The organism is Massilia sp. 01N410 (assembly GCF_056399665.1).
Genome location: NZ_JBFTRV010000008.1, coordinates 112,707 through 127,516 on the forward strand (window position 1 = coordinate 112,707; position 14,810 = coordinate 127,516).

Consider the following 14,810-nt stretch of genomic DNA (forward strand, 5'->3'; position numbering starts at 1 on the left):
CATGTCGATTCAACAGAACCACGATTACCAGGACATCCGCGAAGCTGTGCGCGCCCTGTGCGCCGAATTCCCCGCCGAGTACTTCCGCAAGGTCGACGAGGCGCGCGCCTATCCGGAAGAATTCGTCACCGCGCTGACCCAGGCCGGCTGGCTGGCGGCCCTGATTCCCGAGGAATACGGCGGCTCCGGGCTGGGCCTGACCGAGGCCTCGGTCATCATGGAAGAGATCAACCGCGCCGGCGGCAACTCGGGCGCCTGCCACGGCCAGATGTACAACATGGGCACCCTGCTGCGCCATGGTTCGAAGGCGCAGAAGGAACGCTACCTGCCGAAGATCGCCAGCGGCGAGCTGCGCCTGCAGTCGATGGCGGTGACGGAACCGACCACCGGCACCGACACCACCAAAATCAAGACCACCGCCGTGCGCAAGGGCGACAAGTACGTCATCAACGGCCAGAAGGTGTGGATCTCGCGCATCCAGCACTCCGACCTGATGATCCTGCTGGCGCGCACCACGCCGCTGTCGGAAGTGACGAAGAAATCCGAGGGCATGTCGATCTTCGTGGTCGACCTGCGCGAGGCGATCGGCCGCGGCCTGTCCGTGCAGCCGATCCTCAACATGGTGAACCACGAGACCAACGAGCTGTTCTTCGAGAACCTGGAAATCCCGGCCGAGAACCTGATCGGCGAAGAAGGCAAGGGTTTCAAATACATCCTCGACGGCCTGAATGCCGAGCGCACCTTGATTGCCGCCGAATGCATCGGCGACGGCTACTGGTTCATCGACAAGGTAACCAAATACGTGAGCGAGCGCGAAGTGTTCGGCCGCCCGATCGGCCAGAACCAGGGCGTCCAGTTCCCGATCGCGAAAGCCTATGTGAACGTCGAAGCGGCCAACCTGATGCGCTACAAGGCCTGCGCCCTGTTCGACGCCCACCAGCCCTGCGGTGCCGAGGCGAACATGGCCAAGATGCTTGCCGCGGATGCGTCCTGGGAAGCGGCCAACGCCTGCCTGCAGTTCCACGGCGGCTTCGGCTTCGCCGCCGAATACGACGTCGAGCGCAAGTTCCGCGAGACCCGCCTGTACCAGGTGGCGCCGATCTCGACCAACCTGATCCTCGCCTATATCGGCGAGCACGTGCTCGGCATGCCGCGTTCGTTCTGAGGAGGCGACCATGAATGATTCCACCATGCGCCCGCTGGACGGCATCACCGTCGTCACGCTCGAACACGCGATCGCCGCGCCCTTCTGCACGCGCCAGCTGGCCGACCTCGGCGCGCGCGTCATCAAGATCGAACGCCCCGGCGTGGGCGACTTCGCGCGCGCCTACGACAGCCGCGCGCGCGGCCTGGCCTCGCACTTCGTGTGGACCAACCGCTCCAAGGAAAGCCTGACGCTCGACGTCAAGCACGAGGAAGCCGGCGCCATCCTCGACAAGCTGCTGGAAGAAGCCGACGTGCTGGTGCAGAACCTGGCGCCCGGCGCCGCCGCCCGCCTCGGCCTGTCCTACGAGGCCCTGTCCGAACGCTTTCCGCGCCTGATCGTCTGCGACATCTCCGGTTACGGCGCCGACGGCCCCTACCGCGACAAGAAAGCCTACGACCTGCTGATCCAGAGCGAGTCGGGCTTCCTGTCGGTGACCGGCACGCCGGACGAGCCGGCCAAGGCGGGCTGCTCGATCGCCGACATCTCGGCCGGCATGTACGCCTACTCGAACATCCTGGCGGCGCTGATCCGGCGCGGCCGCACCGGCAAGGGCAGCCACATCGACGTCTCGATGCTGGAAACCATGATGGAGTGGATGAGCTTTCCGCTCTACTACGCGATGGACGGCGCCTCGCCGCCGCCGCGCGCCGGCGCCGCCCACGCCACCATCTACCCCTACGGCCCCTTCCCCGCCGGCGACGGCCGGGTGGTCATGCTGGGCCTGCAGAACGAGCGCGAATGGGCGCTGTTCTGCACGAAGGTGCTCGGCATGCCCGAGCTGGCGAGCGACCCGCGCTTCAACTCGAACGCGGCGCGCACCGCCGCCCGCGGCGAACTGCGCGCCATCATCGTCGACGTGTTCTCCCGGTTCACGGCCGAGCAGGTGATCGACAAGCTGGAAGCGGCGCCGATCGCGAACGCCCACGTCAACACCATGCACGACATGTGGGAGCACCCGCAGCTGAAGGCGCGCGGTCGCTGGTCGGAGGTAGCGACGCCTGTCGGCCCCCTGCCCGCCCTGAAGCCGCCCGGGGTGCCCGAGGACTGGAATGCGCGCATGGATCCGATTCCGGCGCTTGGGGCGCATACGGAGGCGATCCTGGGTGAGCTGGGGTATGGGGCGGAGCGGATCGCGGCGCTGCGCGAGCAGAAGGCAATCTAAGAACGACGGCACTAACCGGAGACGCATCAATGAACGAGCACCACCCCAGCCAGAAACTGGCCACCTTCGCCGCCAGGCTGCGCTTCGAAGACATCCCGGCCCCGGTAATCAGGCGCGCCGAAGACCTCTTCCTCGACTGGTTCGGCTCGGCCCTGGCCGGCAGGACCGGCCGTCCGGTCCAGGTCATCGAAGCCTTCGCGCGGCAGATGGGGCCGCAGGACGGCGCCTGCGAGGTGCTGATCGCGCGCCGCCGCACCACGCCGCTGTTCGCCGCGATGGTCAACGCGGCCTCCTCCCACTTCGCCGAGCAGGACGACGTGCACAATGGCTCGGTATTCCATCCGGCCGCGGTGGTGTTCCCGGCGGCGCTGGCGGTCGCGCAGGCGATCGGTGCCGGCGGACGCGATCTGCTGACGGCGTCGGTGGCCGGCTATGAAGTCGGAATCCGGGTCGGCGAATTCCTCGGCCGCTCGCACTACAAGATTTTTCATACGACCGGCACCGCCGGCACCCTGGCCGCCGCCGCCGCCGCCGGTCACCTGCTGGGCCTGAACCCCGAACAGATGCTGCACGCCTTCGGCTCGGCCGGCACCCAGGCCGCCGGCCTGTGGGAATTCCTGCGCGACGCCGCCGATTCGAAGCAGCTGCACACGGCCCACGCGGCCGCCGGCGGCCTGACGGCGGCCTACCTGGCGCAGGGCGGCTTCACGGGCGCAAGCCGGATCCTGGAAGGCGCCCAGGGCATGGCCGCCGGCATGTCGCGCGACGCCGACCCGGCAAGGTTGACCGATCAGCTTGGACAGCGCTGGACCCTGGCCGAAACCTCGTTCAAGTTCCACGCCTCCTGCCGCCACACCCATCCGGCCGCCGACGCCCTGCTGCAGGTGGTGAGCGCGCACGCGCTGCGGCCGCAGGACATCGTGGGCGTGACGGCGCGCGTGCACCAGGGCGCCATCGACGTGCTGGGCCCGGTGGTCGATCCGCGCACCGTGCACCAGGCGAAGTTCTCGATGGGGACGGTGCTCGGCCTGATCGCCGAATTCGGCAATGCGGGCCTGCAGGAATTCGAGAGCTTCTACAACGATCCGCGCATCGCCGCTTTCCGCAACAAGGTCGAGATGGTGCTGGACGAGGAAGTCGACCGCGCCTATCCGGCACGCTGGATCGGCAAGGTGACCGTGCATACCGTCGATGGACGCACGCTGGAAGGCCGCGTCGACGAGCCGAAGGGCGACCCGGGCAACACCTTGTCGCGCGAGGAGCTGGAAAGCAAGGCCCTGCGCCTGGCCGGGTTTGCCGATGCCGCCAGCCCGGCCGAGATGCGCGCCGCTTTTGCCCGCATCTGGACGCTGGCCGATGCCGAACGGGTCGGCTTCCTGCTGTCCGGCCAGGACTGAAGCATGCTGGAACGCTCCTATCTGTTCGTACCGGGCAACCGCCCGGAACGCTTCGACAAGGCCTGTGCCGCCGGCGCCGATGCGGTGATCGTCGACCTCGAGGACGCGGTGCCGCCCGCCGACAAGCAGGCGGCGCGCGATGCGCTGGCCGCCTGGCTGTCGCCGCAGCAGCCGGTGCTGGTGCGCATCAACGGCTTCGAGAGCGCCTGGTTCGAGGACGATCTCGTGCTCTGCGCCGTGCCCGGCGTGGCCGGCATCGTGCTGCCCAAGGCCGAGCACGAGGCTGCGCTGGCCAGGCTCGACGCCGCCGGCGCCGCCGCCATCCTGCCCCTGATCGAAAGCGGCCTGGGATTGTGGAATGCCGCCGCGCTGGCGCGCATGCCGCGCGTGCAGCGCCTGGTCTTCGGCTCGATCGATTTCAGCCTCGACCTGAACATCCAGGAAAGCCACGAGACCCTGCTGCATGCGCGCTCCCAGTTGGTGCTGGCCTCGCGCGTGGCGGGCATCGCGGCGCCGGTCGACGGCGTGACCACCAGCTTCGACGATCGCGCCCGCGTGCACGGCGACACCCTGCGGGCCCGCGCGCTAGGCTTCGGCGGCAAGCTGTGCATCCACCCGAAACAGGTCGCTCCCGTGCACGAGGCCTTCGCGCCGACCGCCGCGGAGCTGGACTGGGCCGGGCGCGTGGTCGCCGCGGCCGAGGCGGCGCAGGGCGGCGCGGTGGCCCTCGACGGCAAGATGGTCGACCGGCCGGTCATCCTGATTGCGCAGCAAATGCTCGAAGAAGCACGGCGGCGCAAGTAACAACCCAGCTGTTCCCATTTCAACGACAAAGGAGACAAGATGAAATTCAAGATCATGCACGCGGTACTGTTCGCCGCCACCTTCGGCAGCGCCGGCGCCTACGCCCAGGCGCCGATCGTCATCAAGTTCAGCCACGTGGTCGCCAACGACACGCCGAAGGGCAAGGGTGCGCTACGCTTCAAGGAACTGGCGGAAAAGGCGACGGCGGGCCGGGTCAAGGTCGAGGTCTACCCGAACAGCACGCTGTACAAGGACAAGGAAGAAATGGAAGCGCTGCAGTTGGGATCGGTCCAGATGCTGGCGCCCTCGCTGGCCAAGTTCGGCCCACTGGGCGTGAAGGAATTCGAAGCCTTCGACATGCCCTTCATTTTCCCGGACAAGCAGGCGCTGTACCGCGTCACCACCGGCCCGGTGGGCAAGTGGTTCTTCGCCAAGCTCGAACCCAAGGGCGTCCATGGCCTGGCCTATTGGGATAACGGCTTCAAGGACATGACCGCCAACAAGCCGCTGCACACGCCGGCCGACTTCCGCGGCCTCAAGATGCGCATCCAGAGCTCGAAGGTGCTGGACGCCCAGTTCCGCGCGCTCGGCGCCAATCCGCAGGTGATGGCCTTCTCCGAGGTCTACCAGGCGATGCAGACCGGCGTCGTCGACGGCAACGAGAACACGCCGTCGAACATCTATACGCAGAAGATGCACGAAGTGCAGAAGGACATGACGATTTCCAACCACGGCTATATCGGCTACGCGGTCATCGTCAACAAGAAGTTCTGGGACGGCCTGCCGGCCGACATCCGCACCAAGCTCGAGGGCGCGATGGCGGAAGCCACCAAGTACACCAACGACATCGCCCAGGAAGAAAACGACAAGGCGATCGAAGCGATCAAGGCCAGCGGCAAGACCACGGTCTACACCCTGACCCAGGCCGAGCGCGAAACCTGGCGCAAGGCGATGTCGCCGGTGTACAAGCAGATGGAGAGCCGGGTCGGCAAGGAGGCACTGGACGCCGTGGAAAAGGCCGTGGCGGGTAAATGAGATGACGCCGATGCGAATCGCCGACGCGGACGGCGGGCCCGTGCTGGACGAACGGGTGCTGCTCGGCGCCCTGCCGCTGGCGTCCATGCCGGCGCGGGCGCTGGAACTGGGCTGCGGCACCGGGCGCCAGACCCGGCTGCTCGCCGCCGGCGGCCGCTTCGCCTCCATCCTGGCGCTGGAGGTCGACCGCATCCAGCACGACAAGAACCTGCTGGTCGACGACCTGCCCGGCGTGCGTTTCGCACTGGGCGGGGCGCAGCGGATTCCCGCGCCGGATGCCGGCGTGGACGCGGTCTTCCTGTTCAAGTCCCTGCACCACGTACCGCTCGACCTGCTGGGCCAGGCGTTCGCCGAGATGCACCGGGTGCTGGCGCCCGGTGGCCTGGTGTACATCTCGGAACCGGTGTTCGGCGGCGACTACAACGAGATCCTGCGCCTCTTCCACGACGAGGAGAAAGTGCGCGCGGCCGCCTTCGAGGCGACCCGTGCGGCCGTCGATGAGGGATTGTTCGAGCTGGTGTCCCAGACCTTCTTCCGCGCGAAGGTGAAGTACAGGAGCTTTGCCGACTTCGAACGGAAGGTGATCCAGGTGACGCATACCGAGCATCGCCTGTCGCCCGCGCTGTACGCGCAGGTGCAGTCGACATTCGAGGCCCACCTGGGCCCGGACGGGGCGAACTTCCTGGCCCCGTTCCGGGTCGACCTGCTGCGCAAGGCGTGATCGTTTAGTCGACCGCCTTGACCATGGACTCGATCACCTTCTTCGCATCGCCGAACACCATCATCGTGTTCGGCTGGTAGAACAGGTCGTTGTCCAGGCCCGCATAGCCGGAGGCCATCGAGCGCTTGTTGACGATGATGCTCTTGGCTTTATAGGCTTCCAGGATCGGCATGCCGGCGATCGGCGATTTCGGGTCCTTGGCGGCCGGATTCACCACGTCGTTCGCGCCCAGCACCAGCACCACGTCGGTCTGGCCGAATTCGCCGTTGATGTCCTCCATCTCGGCCACCTGGTCGTAGGGCACCTCGGCCTCGGCCAGCAGCACGTTCATGTGGCCGGGCATGCGGCCCGCCACCGGGTGGATGGCGTAGCGCACCTGCACGCCGTGCTCGGTCAGCTTCTCGGCCAGTTCCTTCACCGAGTGCTGGGCGCGCGCCACCGCCAGGCCGTAGCCCGGGACGATGATCACGGATTCCGCGTTCTGCAGGATGAAGGCGGCGTCTTCGGGCGAGCCGGCTTTGACCGGACGCTGTTCCTTGGCACCGCCGGCGCTGGAGTCCACCGCCTCGCCGCCGAAGCCGCCCAGGATCACGTTGAAGAAGGAGCGGTTCATCGCCTTGCACATGATGTACGAGAGGATGGCGCCGCTCGATCCCACCAGCGAGCCGGCGATGATCAGCATCGAGTTGTTCAGCGAGAAGCCGATACCGGCCGCCGCCCAGCCCGAATAGGAGTTCAGCATCGACACCACCACCGGCATGTCGGCGCCGCCGATCGGGATGATGATGAGTACGCCCAATATGAAGGACAGCACGGTCATCACGATATAGGGCGTCCAGGCCGCTGTATTACTTCCTCCGGTGCCGCTTGAAAAGCAGAACACGAGGCCCAGCGCGATGATGGCGATCGCCACCAGCAGGTTGATGATGTGCTGGCCCGGATAGCGCACCGGCGCGCCCTGGAACAGGCGGAACTTGTACTTGCCGGCGAGCTTGCCGAAGGCGATCACCGAGCCCGAGAAGGTGACGGCGCCCACGAAGGTGCCGATGAACAGTTCCAGCCGGTTGCCGAAGGGGAGCGCGGCGCCGCGTTCGGCGATATTGAAGGCCCAGGGCTCGGACACGGCGGCGATCGCGATGCAGACCGCGGCCAGGCCGATGAGGGAGTGCATGGCGGCCACCAGTTCCGGCATCTTGGTCATCTCGACCCGGCGCGCGGCAACGGTGCCGATGGCGCCGCCCACCACCACGCCCAGCAGCACCAGGCCGAAGCCCATGCCGCCCGTGCGGATCTGTTCCTGCAGCTTGAACATCAAAGCGATCGTGGTGACCACGGCAATCGCCATGCCGGTCATGCCGAAGGCATTGCCCATGCGCGCCGAGGACGGCGAGGACAGCCCTTTCAAGGCCTGGATGAAGCACACCGATGCCACCAGGTACAGCAGCGTCACCATATTCATGCTGATGAAATTCATGCTGCCTCCTTGGCACCGATGCCGTTGCCGGGCTTGTCGCCCGCGACGGCCTTGCTTGCCTTTGGCTCCTTCTTCTTGAACATCTCCAGCATGCGCTGGGTGACCAGGAAGCCGCCGAACACATTGACGGCCGCCAGCGCCACCGCGATGGTGCCCGCCACCTGGCCGGTGATGCCCTCGGTGAGGCCGGCCGCCAGCATGGCGCCGACGATGATGATGGCCGACACTGCGTTCGTCACCGCCATCAGCGGCGTGTGCAGGGCCGGCGTGACGGTCCACACCACGTGGTAGCCGACGTAGATCGCCAGCACGAAGATGATCAGGTTGATGATCGTGTGACTGATTTCCATGTTCTGCTCCTCCACTTATTTACGCAACACTTCGCCATCCGCGCACACCATCACGGCGCGCACGATCTCGTCCTCGCGGTCGATGGCGAGCTTGCCTTCCTTGTCGACGATGAGCTTCAGGAAGTCGAGCACGTTGCGCGCGTACAGGGCCGAGGCATCGGCCGCCACCAGGGCCGGCAGGTTGGGCTCGCCGATGATGGTCACGCCATATTTATTCACGGTCCGGCCCAGTTCCGTCAGCGGGCAGTTGCCGCCCTGCTCGATCGCCATGTCGACGATGACGGAGCCCGGCTTCATGGCCCGCACCGTGTCTTCCGAGATCAGCACCGGCGCCTTGCGGCCCGGGATCAGGGCGGTGGTGATGACGATGTCGGCGAGTTTGGCGCGTTCGTGCACCAGTTCGCCCTGGCGGCGCATCCAGTCGGCCGGCATCGGGCGCGCATAGCCGCCCACGCCATGCGCGATCTCCTTCTCTTCGTCGGTCAGGAAAGGGACGTCGATGAATTTGGCGCCCAGCGACTCGACCTGCTCCTTGACCGGCGGGCGCACGTCGGAGGCCTCGATCACGGCGCCCAGGCGCTTGGCGGTGGCGATCGCCTGCAGGCCGGCCACGCCCACGCCCATGATCAGCACGCGCGCCGCCTTGACCGTGCCGGCGGCCGTCATCAGCATCGGCATGAAGCGTTGATAGGCATTCGCGGCCAACATCACCGCTTTATAACCGGCGATGTTGGCTTGACTCGACAGCACGTCCATCGACTGCGCGCGCGTGATGCGCGGCGCGGCCTCCAGGGCGAAGGCGGTGAGGCGCTTGTCGGCCATCGCCGCCAGGTTCTCGGTATCGAAAGGGTTCAGCATGCCGATCAGCGCGGTGCCCGGGGCCATCAGGGTGCGCTCGTCCGCGTTCGGGGCGCGTACCTTCAGCACCAGCTCGGCCTGGAAGGCTTCCTGGGCGCTGCCGATGCGGGCGCCGGCGGCGGCATAGGCATCGTCGGTTACGGAAGCATGCAAGCCGGCGCCGGACTGCACGATGACTTCGTGCTGGGCTGCCAGCTTCTTGACGGTTTCGGGCGTTGCTGCGACGCGTGTCTCACCTGGCCTGGTTTCGGCCGGCACACCAATCTTCATCATGCCTCCGCAAAATTGATAAACTGTCTACAATCTAGCATGCAAAAGTCGACAAGAGCAGTTGTCAATATCGATCAGTGGTATTTCGTAAACAGACCGGCAATTTTCCTGCCCAACGTGTTACAGACCTAGGGATATCCCGCCGTTTTTTGTATCAAATCAAGCAAAAAGTCCGACCAGAACTGTTGCAATGCAGCGTGCGTGCAAGCAATGGCTGTGCCATCAAGGTAAAATGTCGGCACACTACAAGGACGCGCATGACCCATACCTTCAGACCATCAGTGACCGTCGCTGCGATCATTCAGCGCGATGACGGCCGCTTTCTGCTGATCGAAGAGGAAACCAGCGACGGCATCCGGCTGAACCAGCCGGCCGGCCACCTCGACCCATTCGAATCGCTCGAACAGGCGGTGATCCGCGAGGCCATGGAAGAAACCGCCCACGAGTTCGTCCCCGAGGCACTGGTCGGCATGTACATCTCGCGCTACCACTCGAAGTCGCGCGGCACCGACGTCACCTACCTGCGCTTCACCTTCTGCGGCAGGCCGGGCAGGCAATACGACCAGCCGCTCGACGAGGGCATCCTGCGCACCTTGTGGATGACGCGCGACGAACTGGCGGCCTGCCAGGAGCGCCACCGCAGCCCGATCGTGCTGAAGTGCGTGGACGACTACCTGGCCGGCAAGCGCACCGAGCTCGACCTGCTGTACACCGACCATACGGTATTCGATGGCGGTCTTTCAATCAAACCGGACGTAACGTAAGCATGAGCAAGAAAAAAGTCGTGATCGGGATGTCGGGCGGCGTCGACTCCTCGGTCGCGGCCTGGATGCTGAAGGAACAGGGCTATGAAGTCGTCGGCCTGTTCATGAAGAACTGGGAAGACGACGACGATTCCGAATACTGCTCGACGCGCCAGGACTGGATCGACGCGGCCAGCGTGGCCGACGTGGTCGGCGTCGACATCGAAGCCGTCAACTTTGCCGCCGAATACAAGGACCGCGTGTTCGCGGAATTCCTGCGCGAGTACCAGGCCGGCCGCACCCCGAACCCGGACGTGCTGTGCAACGCCGAGATCAAGTTCAAGGCCTTCCTCGACCACGCCATGAAACTGGGCGCCGACCTGATCGCGACCGGCCACTATGCGCGCGTGCGCCAGAACCCGGGGACCGGCAAGTTCGAGCTGCTGAAGGCCTTCGATTCGACCAAGGACCAGAGCTACTTCCTGCACCGCCTGAACCAGGCGCAGCTCTCGAAAGCCCTGTTCCCGCTGGGTGAGATTCCCAAGACCGAGGTCCGCAAGATCGCCGAGAAGCTGCAGCTGCCGAACGCGGCCAAGAAGGACTCGACCGGCATCTGCTTCATCGGCGAGCGCCCCTTCCGCGAATTCCTGGGCCGCTACCTGCAGCACAAGCCGGGCCCGATCAAGCTGGACAACGGCCAGACGGTCGGCGAACACGTCGGCCTGTCCTTCTACACCCTGGGCCAGCGCAAGGGCATCGGCATCGGCGGCCTGAAGTCGCACAAGAACGCGGACGGCACCAGCGAGCCGTGGTTCGTGGCGCGCAAGGACATCGCCAGCAACACCCTCTACATCGTGCAGGGCCACGACCACCCCTGGCTGTTGTCCGCCGAACTTGGCGCGGGCCAGGCCAGCTGGATCGCCGGCGAAGCGCCTGCTCCACGCGCACTGTCCGCCAAGACCCGCTACCGCCAGGCCGACGTCGCCTGCAGCGTGGCGCCGGAAGGCCTGGACCGCTTCAGCCTGCGCTTCGACGAGCCGCAATGGGCGGTGACGCCCGGACAATCGGCGGTGCTGTATGACGGGGATGTTTGCTTGGGTGGTGGGATTATCGATAGCGCCACTGGCGTTTGATCCCGTACTCGTAGCCCGCGGCGTTTGATCGTCGTCCCCGCGAAGGCGTGGACGACGTTTACACGTACGTGTCCGCAGTCGACTGTTGCACCCTTCCGCAAAATTTCACGATTTTTAGCCGCGCTTGCCATTTCTCCATCGAACTGCGCGCCGAAATATCGTAATCTTCACTAATGTTGCCGCACGGCAAAATTTGCACACAGGAGCAGCAATGGCTGAAGACACCAACAACGCGACAGAAGTGCTGTCGTTCCGGCTGGGCGCGGAAGAATATGCGCTCAGCATCCTCAAGGTCCAGGAAATCCGCGGCTACGACAACGTCACCCGCATCGCCAGCGCGCCGGACTACCTGAAGGGCGTGGTCAACCTGCGCGGCATCATCGTGCCGATCGTCGACATGCGCATCAAGTTCAATGTCGGCAACCCGACCTACGACGCGTTCACCGTGGTGATCGTCCTGAACATCAACGGCCACACGATCGGCATGGTGGTCGACAGCGTGTCGGACGTCGTGACCCTGACGCCGGACCAGATCAAGGCCGCGCCGGACCTGGGCGCCAGCGTCGCCGCAGAATACCTGCAGGGCCTGGGCACCGTCGGCGAGCGCATGCTGATCCTGCTCGACATCGACAAGCTGCTCAGCTCCGAAGACATGGGCCTGCTGGCCGCCGCACGGTCCGCCGCCTGACAGTACTGCCTCCCACGGCCGCGGCATGCGCCGCGGCTGTCTGCCTCATCTCGCTTCACCTCCAACAACATCATGAATTTCAGTAATTTCAAACTGCGCACCCGCCTTGCGCTGGGCTTCGGCATCATCTGCGCCATGCTGATCGTCGTTCTCGTGCTGGCCGTGACCATGCTCGGCCGCGTCAACCAGGGTGCCCGCGACATCGTGCAGCAACGCATGCCGAAGATCGAGGCGGCGACCTCGATCCTCGACCAGACCAACAACATCTCGGTGGCGCTGCGCAACCAGATGCTCAACGACGATCCGGCCGACCGCAAGCTGCAGACCGCCAACGTGATGAAGGCGCGCGCCACGATCCAGTCCATCCTCGACGGCTACCACGCCGAGACCACCGCAGGCGCGGAGCGCGAGCTGGCCAACCAGACCGCCGAGCACAACGCCACGTTCGTCAAGGACCAGGACGAGCTGCTCAAGCGCATCGGCGCCGGCGACATCGATGGCGCCAAGGCTTACCTGACCAGCGAATTCCGCCCCCTGCTGCTGGCCTACAAGAAGGTCCTGAACGAGCAGATCAAGCTGCAGAAGACCGCCGTGGCGGCGGCCAGCGACAACGCCGAACTCACTTATTCGGAAACCCGCACGCTGATGATCGGCCTGGGCCTGGCCATCCTGGTGGTGGCGGGCGTCATCGCCTGGCGCATCTCGGCATCGATCGCGGTGCCGGTCGCGCGTGCGCTGGAGGTGGCGAATACCGTCGCCGCCGGCGACCTCACCAGCCGCATCGACGTGACCACCCGCGACGAGATGGGCCAGCTGCTGCAGGCCCTGAAGGCGATGAACGAAAGCCTTGCGCGCACCGTGCGGACCGTGCGCAGCGGCACCGACACCATCGCCACCGCCTCGGGCGAAGTGGCGGCCGGCAGCCTGGACCTGTCCTCGCGCACCGAGCAGCAGGCCAGCTCGCTGGAGGAGACGGCGTCGTCGATGGAAGAGCTGACCTCGACCGTCAAGCAGAACGCCGACAACGCGCGCCAGGCCAATGTGCTGGCGGAATCGGCCTCGAACGTGGCGGCGCGCGGCGGCGCCGTGATCGAGCAGGTGGTCGGCACCATGCGCGAGATCCACGATGCCTCCGGCAAGATCGCCGACATCATCGGCGTCATCGACGGCATCGCCTTCCAGACCAATATCCTGGCGCTGAACGCGGCCGTCGAAGCGGCGCGCGCCGGCGAGCAGGGCCGCGGCTTCGCGGTCGTCGCCGGCGAAGTGCGCAACCTGGCCCAGCGCTCCGCCGCCGCGGCGCGCGAGATCAAGGCCCTGATCGTGGATTCGACCGGCAAGGTCGAGAACGGCAGCAAGCTGGTCGGCGAAGCCGGCAGCACCATGCGCGAAATCGTCGACGGCGTGCGCCGCGTGACCGACATCATGAGCGAGATCACCGCCGCCAGCCACGAGCAGAGCAGCGGCATCGAGCAGATCAACCGGGCGATCGCACAGATGGATGAAGTCACCCAGCAGAATGCGGCGCTGGTGGAGCAGACCTCGGCGGCCGCCGAAGCGATGCAGGACCAGGCGGCGCGCCTGGCGCAGGCGGTGAGTGTGTTCAAGGTGGAGGGCGCGGCGCAGGCCGTGGCGCCGACGCTTTCCAGGCCGCTGAAGCGCGTGGAAACGCCGAAGCTGGCGCAGGCGGCTAAGCCGGCGCAGCGCAAGGAGCCGGTGGCGGCGGAGTGGGAAGCGTTTTAATAAGAACTACCGTCGCCCCCGCGGCTTCTCTACGACGTTCAGGCGCCCCGATGCTGCCTGACGATATTCAGCACCGTAGTGCGAATGGTCCGCAGCACGGTCTCCGCCTTGAAGGGCTTGACGATGAAGCCCTGCACCCCGCGCGTCAGCGCGGCCTGCACCGCGGGTGCGTCGAGGGTGCCGGAAACCATGAAGATCAGTGTCTTCGGCAGATGGGTGCGCAGTTGCTCGACCACGTCGTTGCCGTCCTCGACCTGCTCGCGCGCGATGCAGAAGATGTGCGGGCGGTGCTTCTGCGCCAGCGCGTAGCCGAGCAGGCTGGTATGGGTCTGGCCGGCCACTTCGTAGCCGCCGTCGGTCAGCACGGTGTTGAGCAGGCCGCGCGAGATCGCGTTCGAATCGACAATCACTGCCTTGAGCATCATGGTTTTCCTGTCCTTCCTCAGTTGGCGTCCCACGCCAGCATCTTCCAGCTCACCCCGAGCCTGACGTCGGTCTTCAGGTCGACCAGCTTGCGCGAGACCTCGAGGATCTCGCGCTCGGCGCGCAGGCGCTCGCCCAGCGGGGTCTTGAGGATGCCGGCGCCGGCCATTACCGCGTCCAGGTCGCCGTAGGCGTTCAGCAGGCGCGCCGCGGTCTTCATGCCGATCTTGGAGACGCCCGGCACGCCGTCGGTCGGGTCGCCCATCAGCGCCAGCAGGTCATGGATGCGCTCGGGCGCCACGCCGAACTTGTTGCGCACCCAGGCGTCGTCGTGCCACTCGCCCTTGAAATGGTCCCACACCAGGGCGCCATGGGCGATCAGGGCGTGCAGGTCCTTGTCGGTGGTGGCGACCACCGCATCTCCCCTGCCCTCCGACAGCCAGCGCATGACGCCGGTAGCGATCACGTCGTCGGCCTCGACCTCGGGAATCATGAGCGCGTGCAGGCCGGCCGCGCGCAGGCGCTCGTGGAATTCCGGCAGCGCATTGCGCAGGTCCGAGGGCATCGGCGCCCGTCCCTCGCGGTAGCGCGGATACAGGGCGTGGCGCCAGGTCTGGCCGCCGTAGTCGAAGGCCGCCAGCACGTGGGTCGGCGCATGCGCCTCCAGCAGCTTGCGGAAGGACGAGAAGGCGTGGCGCAGGGCGATGCTGGCCTTCAGGTCGGAGTCCGGCTCCGGACTGGCCTCGTAGACCCGGCGGACGATGTTCAGGCCATCGATGGCCAGCAGCTTTGCCATACTCTC

Annotated in this window: 15 protein-coding genes; 10 read left to right on the forward strand and 5 right to left on the reverse strand. The window is 66.1% G+C overall.

Translation table 11 applies throughout. The features are described from left to right. Position 1: 1 nt before the first annotated feature. Genes AC1DOP_RS13215 through AC1DOP_RS13240 form a run of 6 tightly spaced genes read left to right on the forward strand, consistent with a single transcriptional unit; the run spans position 2 to position 6,326 of the window. On the forward strand, positions 2 to 1,165 hold the full coding sequence (locus tag AC1DOP_RS13215; RefSeq protein WP_477251642.1) for an acyl-CoA dehydrogenase family protein: 1,164 nt from the start codon (positions 2 to 4) through the stop codon (positions 1,163 to 1,165). Between the two features lie 25 nt (positions 1,166 to 1,190). Continuing rightward, positions 1,191 to 2,369 (forward strand): CaiB/BaiF CoA transferase family protein, encoded by a 1,179-nt coding sequence (locus tag AC1DOP_RS13220; RefSeq protein ID WP_477251730.1) that lies wholly within the window; start codon positions 1,191 to 1,193, stop codon positions 2,367 to 2,369. A gap of 29 nt (positions 2,370 to 2,398) precedes the next feature. Then, positions 2,399 to 3,766 carry an MmgE/PrpD family protein gene (locus AC1DOP_RS13225; RefSeq protein WP_477251644.1) on the forward strand — a complete coding sequence of 456 codons (1,368 nt, stop codon included), beginning with the start codon at positions 2,399 to 2,401 and terminating at the stop codon, positions 3,764 to 3,766. 3 nt (positions 3,767 to 3,769) lie between these two features. Continuing rightward, the gene (locus AC1DOP_RS13230) at positions 3,770 to 4,570 is read left to right on the forward strand and encodes an HpcH/HpaI aldolase/citrate lyase family protein (protein WP_477251646.1); all 801 of its coding nucleotides are present in this window, start codon (positions 3,770 to 3,772) and stop codon (positions 4,568 to 4,570) included. Between the two features lie 39 nt (positions 4,571 to 4,609). Beyond that, complete coding sequence (locus tag AC1DOP_RS13235) at positions 4,610 to 5,605, forward strand: TRAP transporter substrate-binding protein (RefSeq protein ID WP_442122785.1); 996 nt, start codon at positions 4,610 to 4,612, stop codon at positions 5,603 to 5,605. A gap of 10 nt (positions 5,606 to 5,615) precedes the next feature. Further along, positions 5,616 to 6,326, forward strand: a complete 711-nt coding sequence (locus AC1DOP_RS13240; RefSeq protein ID WP_477251648.1) for a class I SAM-dependent methyltransferase — start codon at positions 5,616 to 5,618, stop codon at positions 6,324 to 6,326. A gap of 4 nt (positions 6,327 to 6,330) precedes the next feature. On the opposite strand, the gene AC1DOP_RS13245 is transcribed toward AC1DOP_RS13240, so the two are convergent. From AC1DOP_RS13245 to AC1DOP_RS13255, 3 genes are read right to left on the reverse strand one after another with little or no spacing between them, the layout of a single operon-like run. Then, entirely contained in the window at positions 6,331 to 7,800 is a 1,470-nt protein-coding gene (locus tag AC1DOP_RS13245; protein ID WP_442122783.1) for an NAD(P)(+) transhydrogenase (Re/Si-specific) subunit beta, read from the reverse strand. Beyond that, a complete protein-coding gene (locus AC1DOP_RS13250) occupies positions 7,797 to 8,150 on the reverse strand; it encodes an NAD(P) transhydrogenase subunit alpha part 2 (RefSeq protein ID WP_442122782.1) in 354 nt (117 codons plus the stop codon). Before AC1DOP_RS13250 ends, AC1DOP_RS13245 begins: the two co-directional genes overlap by 4 nt. Positions 8,151 to 8,165: 15 nt before the next feature. Beyond that, positions 8,166 to 9,278 carry a Re/Si-specific NAD(P)(+) transhydrogenase subunit alpha gene (locus AC1DOP_RS13255; protein WP_442122880.1) on the reverse strand — a complete coding sequence of 371 codons (1,113 nt, stop codon included), beginning with the start codon at positions 9,276 to 9,278 and terminating at the stop codon, positions 8,166 to 8,168. A 257-nt stretch (positions 9,279 to 9,535) separates the two neighbouring features. Here AC1DOP_RS13255 and AC1DOP_RS13260 point away from each other — a divergent pair, with 257 nt between their 5' ends. From AC1DOP_RS13260 to AC1DOP_RS13275, 4 genes are all read left to right on the forward strand, one after another. Further along, positions 9,536 to 10,042 carry an NUDIX hydrolase gene (locus AC1DOP_RS13260; protein WP_442122781.1) on the forward strand — a complete coding sequence of 169 codons (507 nt, stop codon included), beginning with the start codon at positions 9,536 to 9,538 and terminating at the stop codon, positions 10,040 to 10,042. A gap of 2 nt (positions 10,043 to 10,044) precedes the next feature. Beyond that, a complete protein-coding gene (gene mnmA / locus AC1DOP_RS13265) occupies positions 10,045 to 11,154 on the forward strand; it encodes a tRNA 2-thiouridine(34) synthase MnmA (protein ID WP_442122780.1) in 1,110 nt (369 codons plus the stop codon). Positions 11,155 to 11,365: 211 nt separating this feature from the next. After that, complete coding sequence (locus AC1DOP_RS13270) at positions 11,366 to 11,842, forward strand: chemotaxis protein CheW (RefSeq protein ID WP_442122779.1); 477 nt, start codon at positions 11,366 to 11,368, stop codon at positions 11,840 to 11,842. Between the two features lie 72 nt (positions 11,843 to 11,914). Then, complete coding sequence (locus AC1DOP_RS13275; protein ID WP_477251653.1) at positions 11,915 to 13,585, forward strand: methyl-accepting chemotaxis protein; 1,671 nt, start codon at positions 11,915 to 11,917, stop codon at positions 13,583 to 13,585. Between the two features lie 38 nt (positions 13,586 to 13,623). Here AC1DOP_RS13275 and AC1DOP_RS13280 read toward each other — a convergent pair whose 3' ends face one another. Continuing rightward, positions 13,624 to 14,010: an ANTAR domain-containing response regulator gene (locus AC1DOP_RS13280; protein ID WP_442122777.1), complete on the reverse strand. Its 387-nt coding sequence runs from the start codon at positions 14,008 to 14,010 to the stop codon at positions 13,624 to 13,626. A 17-nt stretch (positions 14,011 to 14,027) separates the two neighbouring features. After that, positions 14,028 to 14,804 carry a 5'-3' exonuclease gene (locus AC1DOP_RS13285; RefSeq protein ID WP_442122776.1) on the reverse strand — a complete coding sequence of 259 codons (777 nt, stop codon included), beginning with the start codon at positions 14,802 to 14,804 and terminating at the stop codon, positions 14,028 to 14,030. Positions 14,805 to 14,810 lie beyond the last annotated feature (6 nt).

Bases quoted from the DNA above. Each gene is read 5' to 3' on its own strand.
- AC1DOP_RS13235 (WP_442122785.1), top strand. From the start codon at position 4,610: ATGAAATTCAAGATCATGCACGCGGTACTGTTCGCCGCCACCTTCGGC.
- AC1DOP_RS13260 (WP_442122781.1), top strand. From the start codon at position 9,536: ATGACCCATACCTTCAGACCATCAGTGACCGTCGCTGCGATCATTCAG.
- mnmA (WP_442122780.1), top strand. From the start codon at position 10,045: ATGAGCAAGAAAAAAGTCGTGATCGGGATGTCGGGCGGCGTCGACTCC.
- AC1DOP_RS13225 (WP_477251644.1), top strand. From the start codon at position 2,399: ATGAACGAGCACCACCCCAGCCAGAAACTGGCCACCTTCGCCGCCAGG.
- AC1DOP_RS13245 (WP_442122783.1), bottom strand. From the start codon at position 7,800: ATGAATTTCATCAGCATGAATATGGTGACGCTGCTGTACCTGGTGGCA.
- AC1DOP_RS13250 (WP_442122782.1), bottom strand. From the start codon at position 8,150: ATGGAAATCAGTCACACGATCATCAACCTGATCATCTTCGTGCTGGCG.
- AC1DOP_RS13220 (WP_477251730.1), top strand. From the start codon at position 1,191: ATGCGCCCGCTGGACGGCATCACCGTCGTCACGCTCGAACACGCGATC.
- AC1DOP_RS13285 (WP_442122776.1), bottom strand. From the start codon at position 14,804: ATGGCAAAGCTGCTGGCCATCGATGGCCTGAACATCGTCCGCCGGGTC.
- AC1DOP_RS13270 (WP_442122779.1), top strand. From the start codon at position 11,366: ATGGCTGAAGACACCAACAACGCGACAGAAGTGCTGTCGTTCCGGCTG.
- AC1DOP_RS13240 (WP_477251648.1), top strand. From the start codon at position 5,616: ATGCGAATCGCCGACGCGGACGGCGGGCCCGTGCTGGACGAACGGGTG.
- AC1DOP_RS13275 (WP_477251653.1), top strand. From the start codon at position 11,915: ATGAATTTCAGTAATTTCAAACTGCGCACCCGCCTTGCGCTGGGCTTC.
- AC1DOP_RS13255 (WP_442122880.1), bottom strand. From the start codon at position 9,278: ATGAAGATTGGTGTGCCGGCCGAAACCAGGCCAGGTGAGACACGCGTC.
- AC1DOP_RS13230 (WP_477251646.1), top strand. From the start codon at position 3,770: ATGCTGGAACGCTCCTATCTGTTCGTACCGGGCAACCGCCCGGAACGC.
- AC1DOP_RS13280 (WP_442122777.1), bottom strand. From the start codon at position 14,010: ATGATGCTCAAGGCAGTGATTGTCGATTCGAACGCGATCTCGCGCGGC.
- AC1DOP_RS13215 (WP_477251642.1), top strand. From the start codon at position 2: ATGTCGATTCAACAGAACCACGATTACCAGGACATCCGCGAAGCTGTG.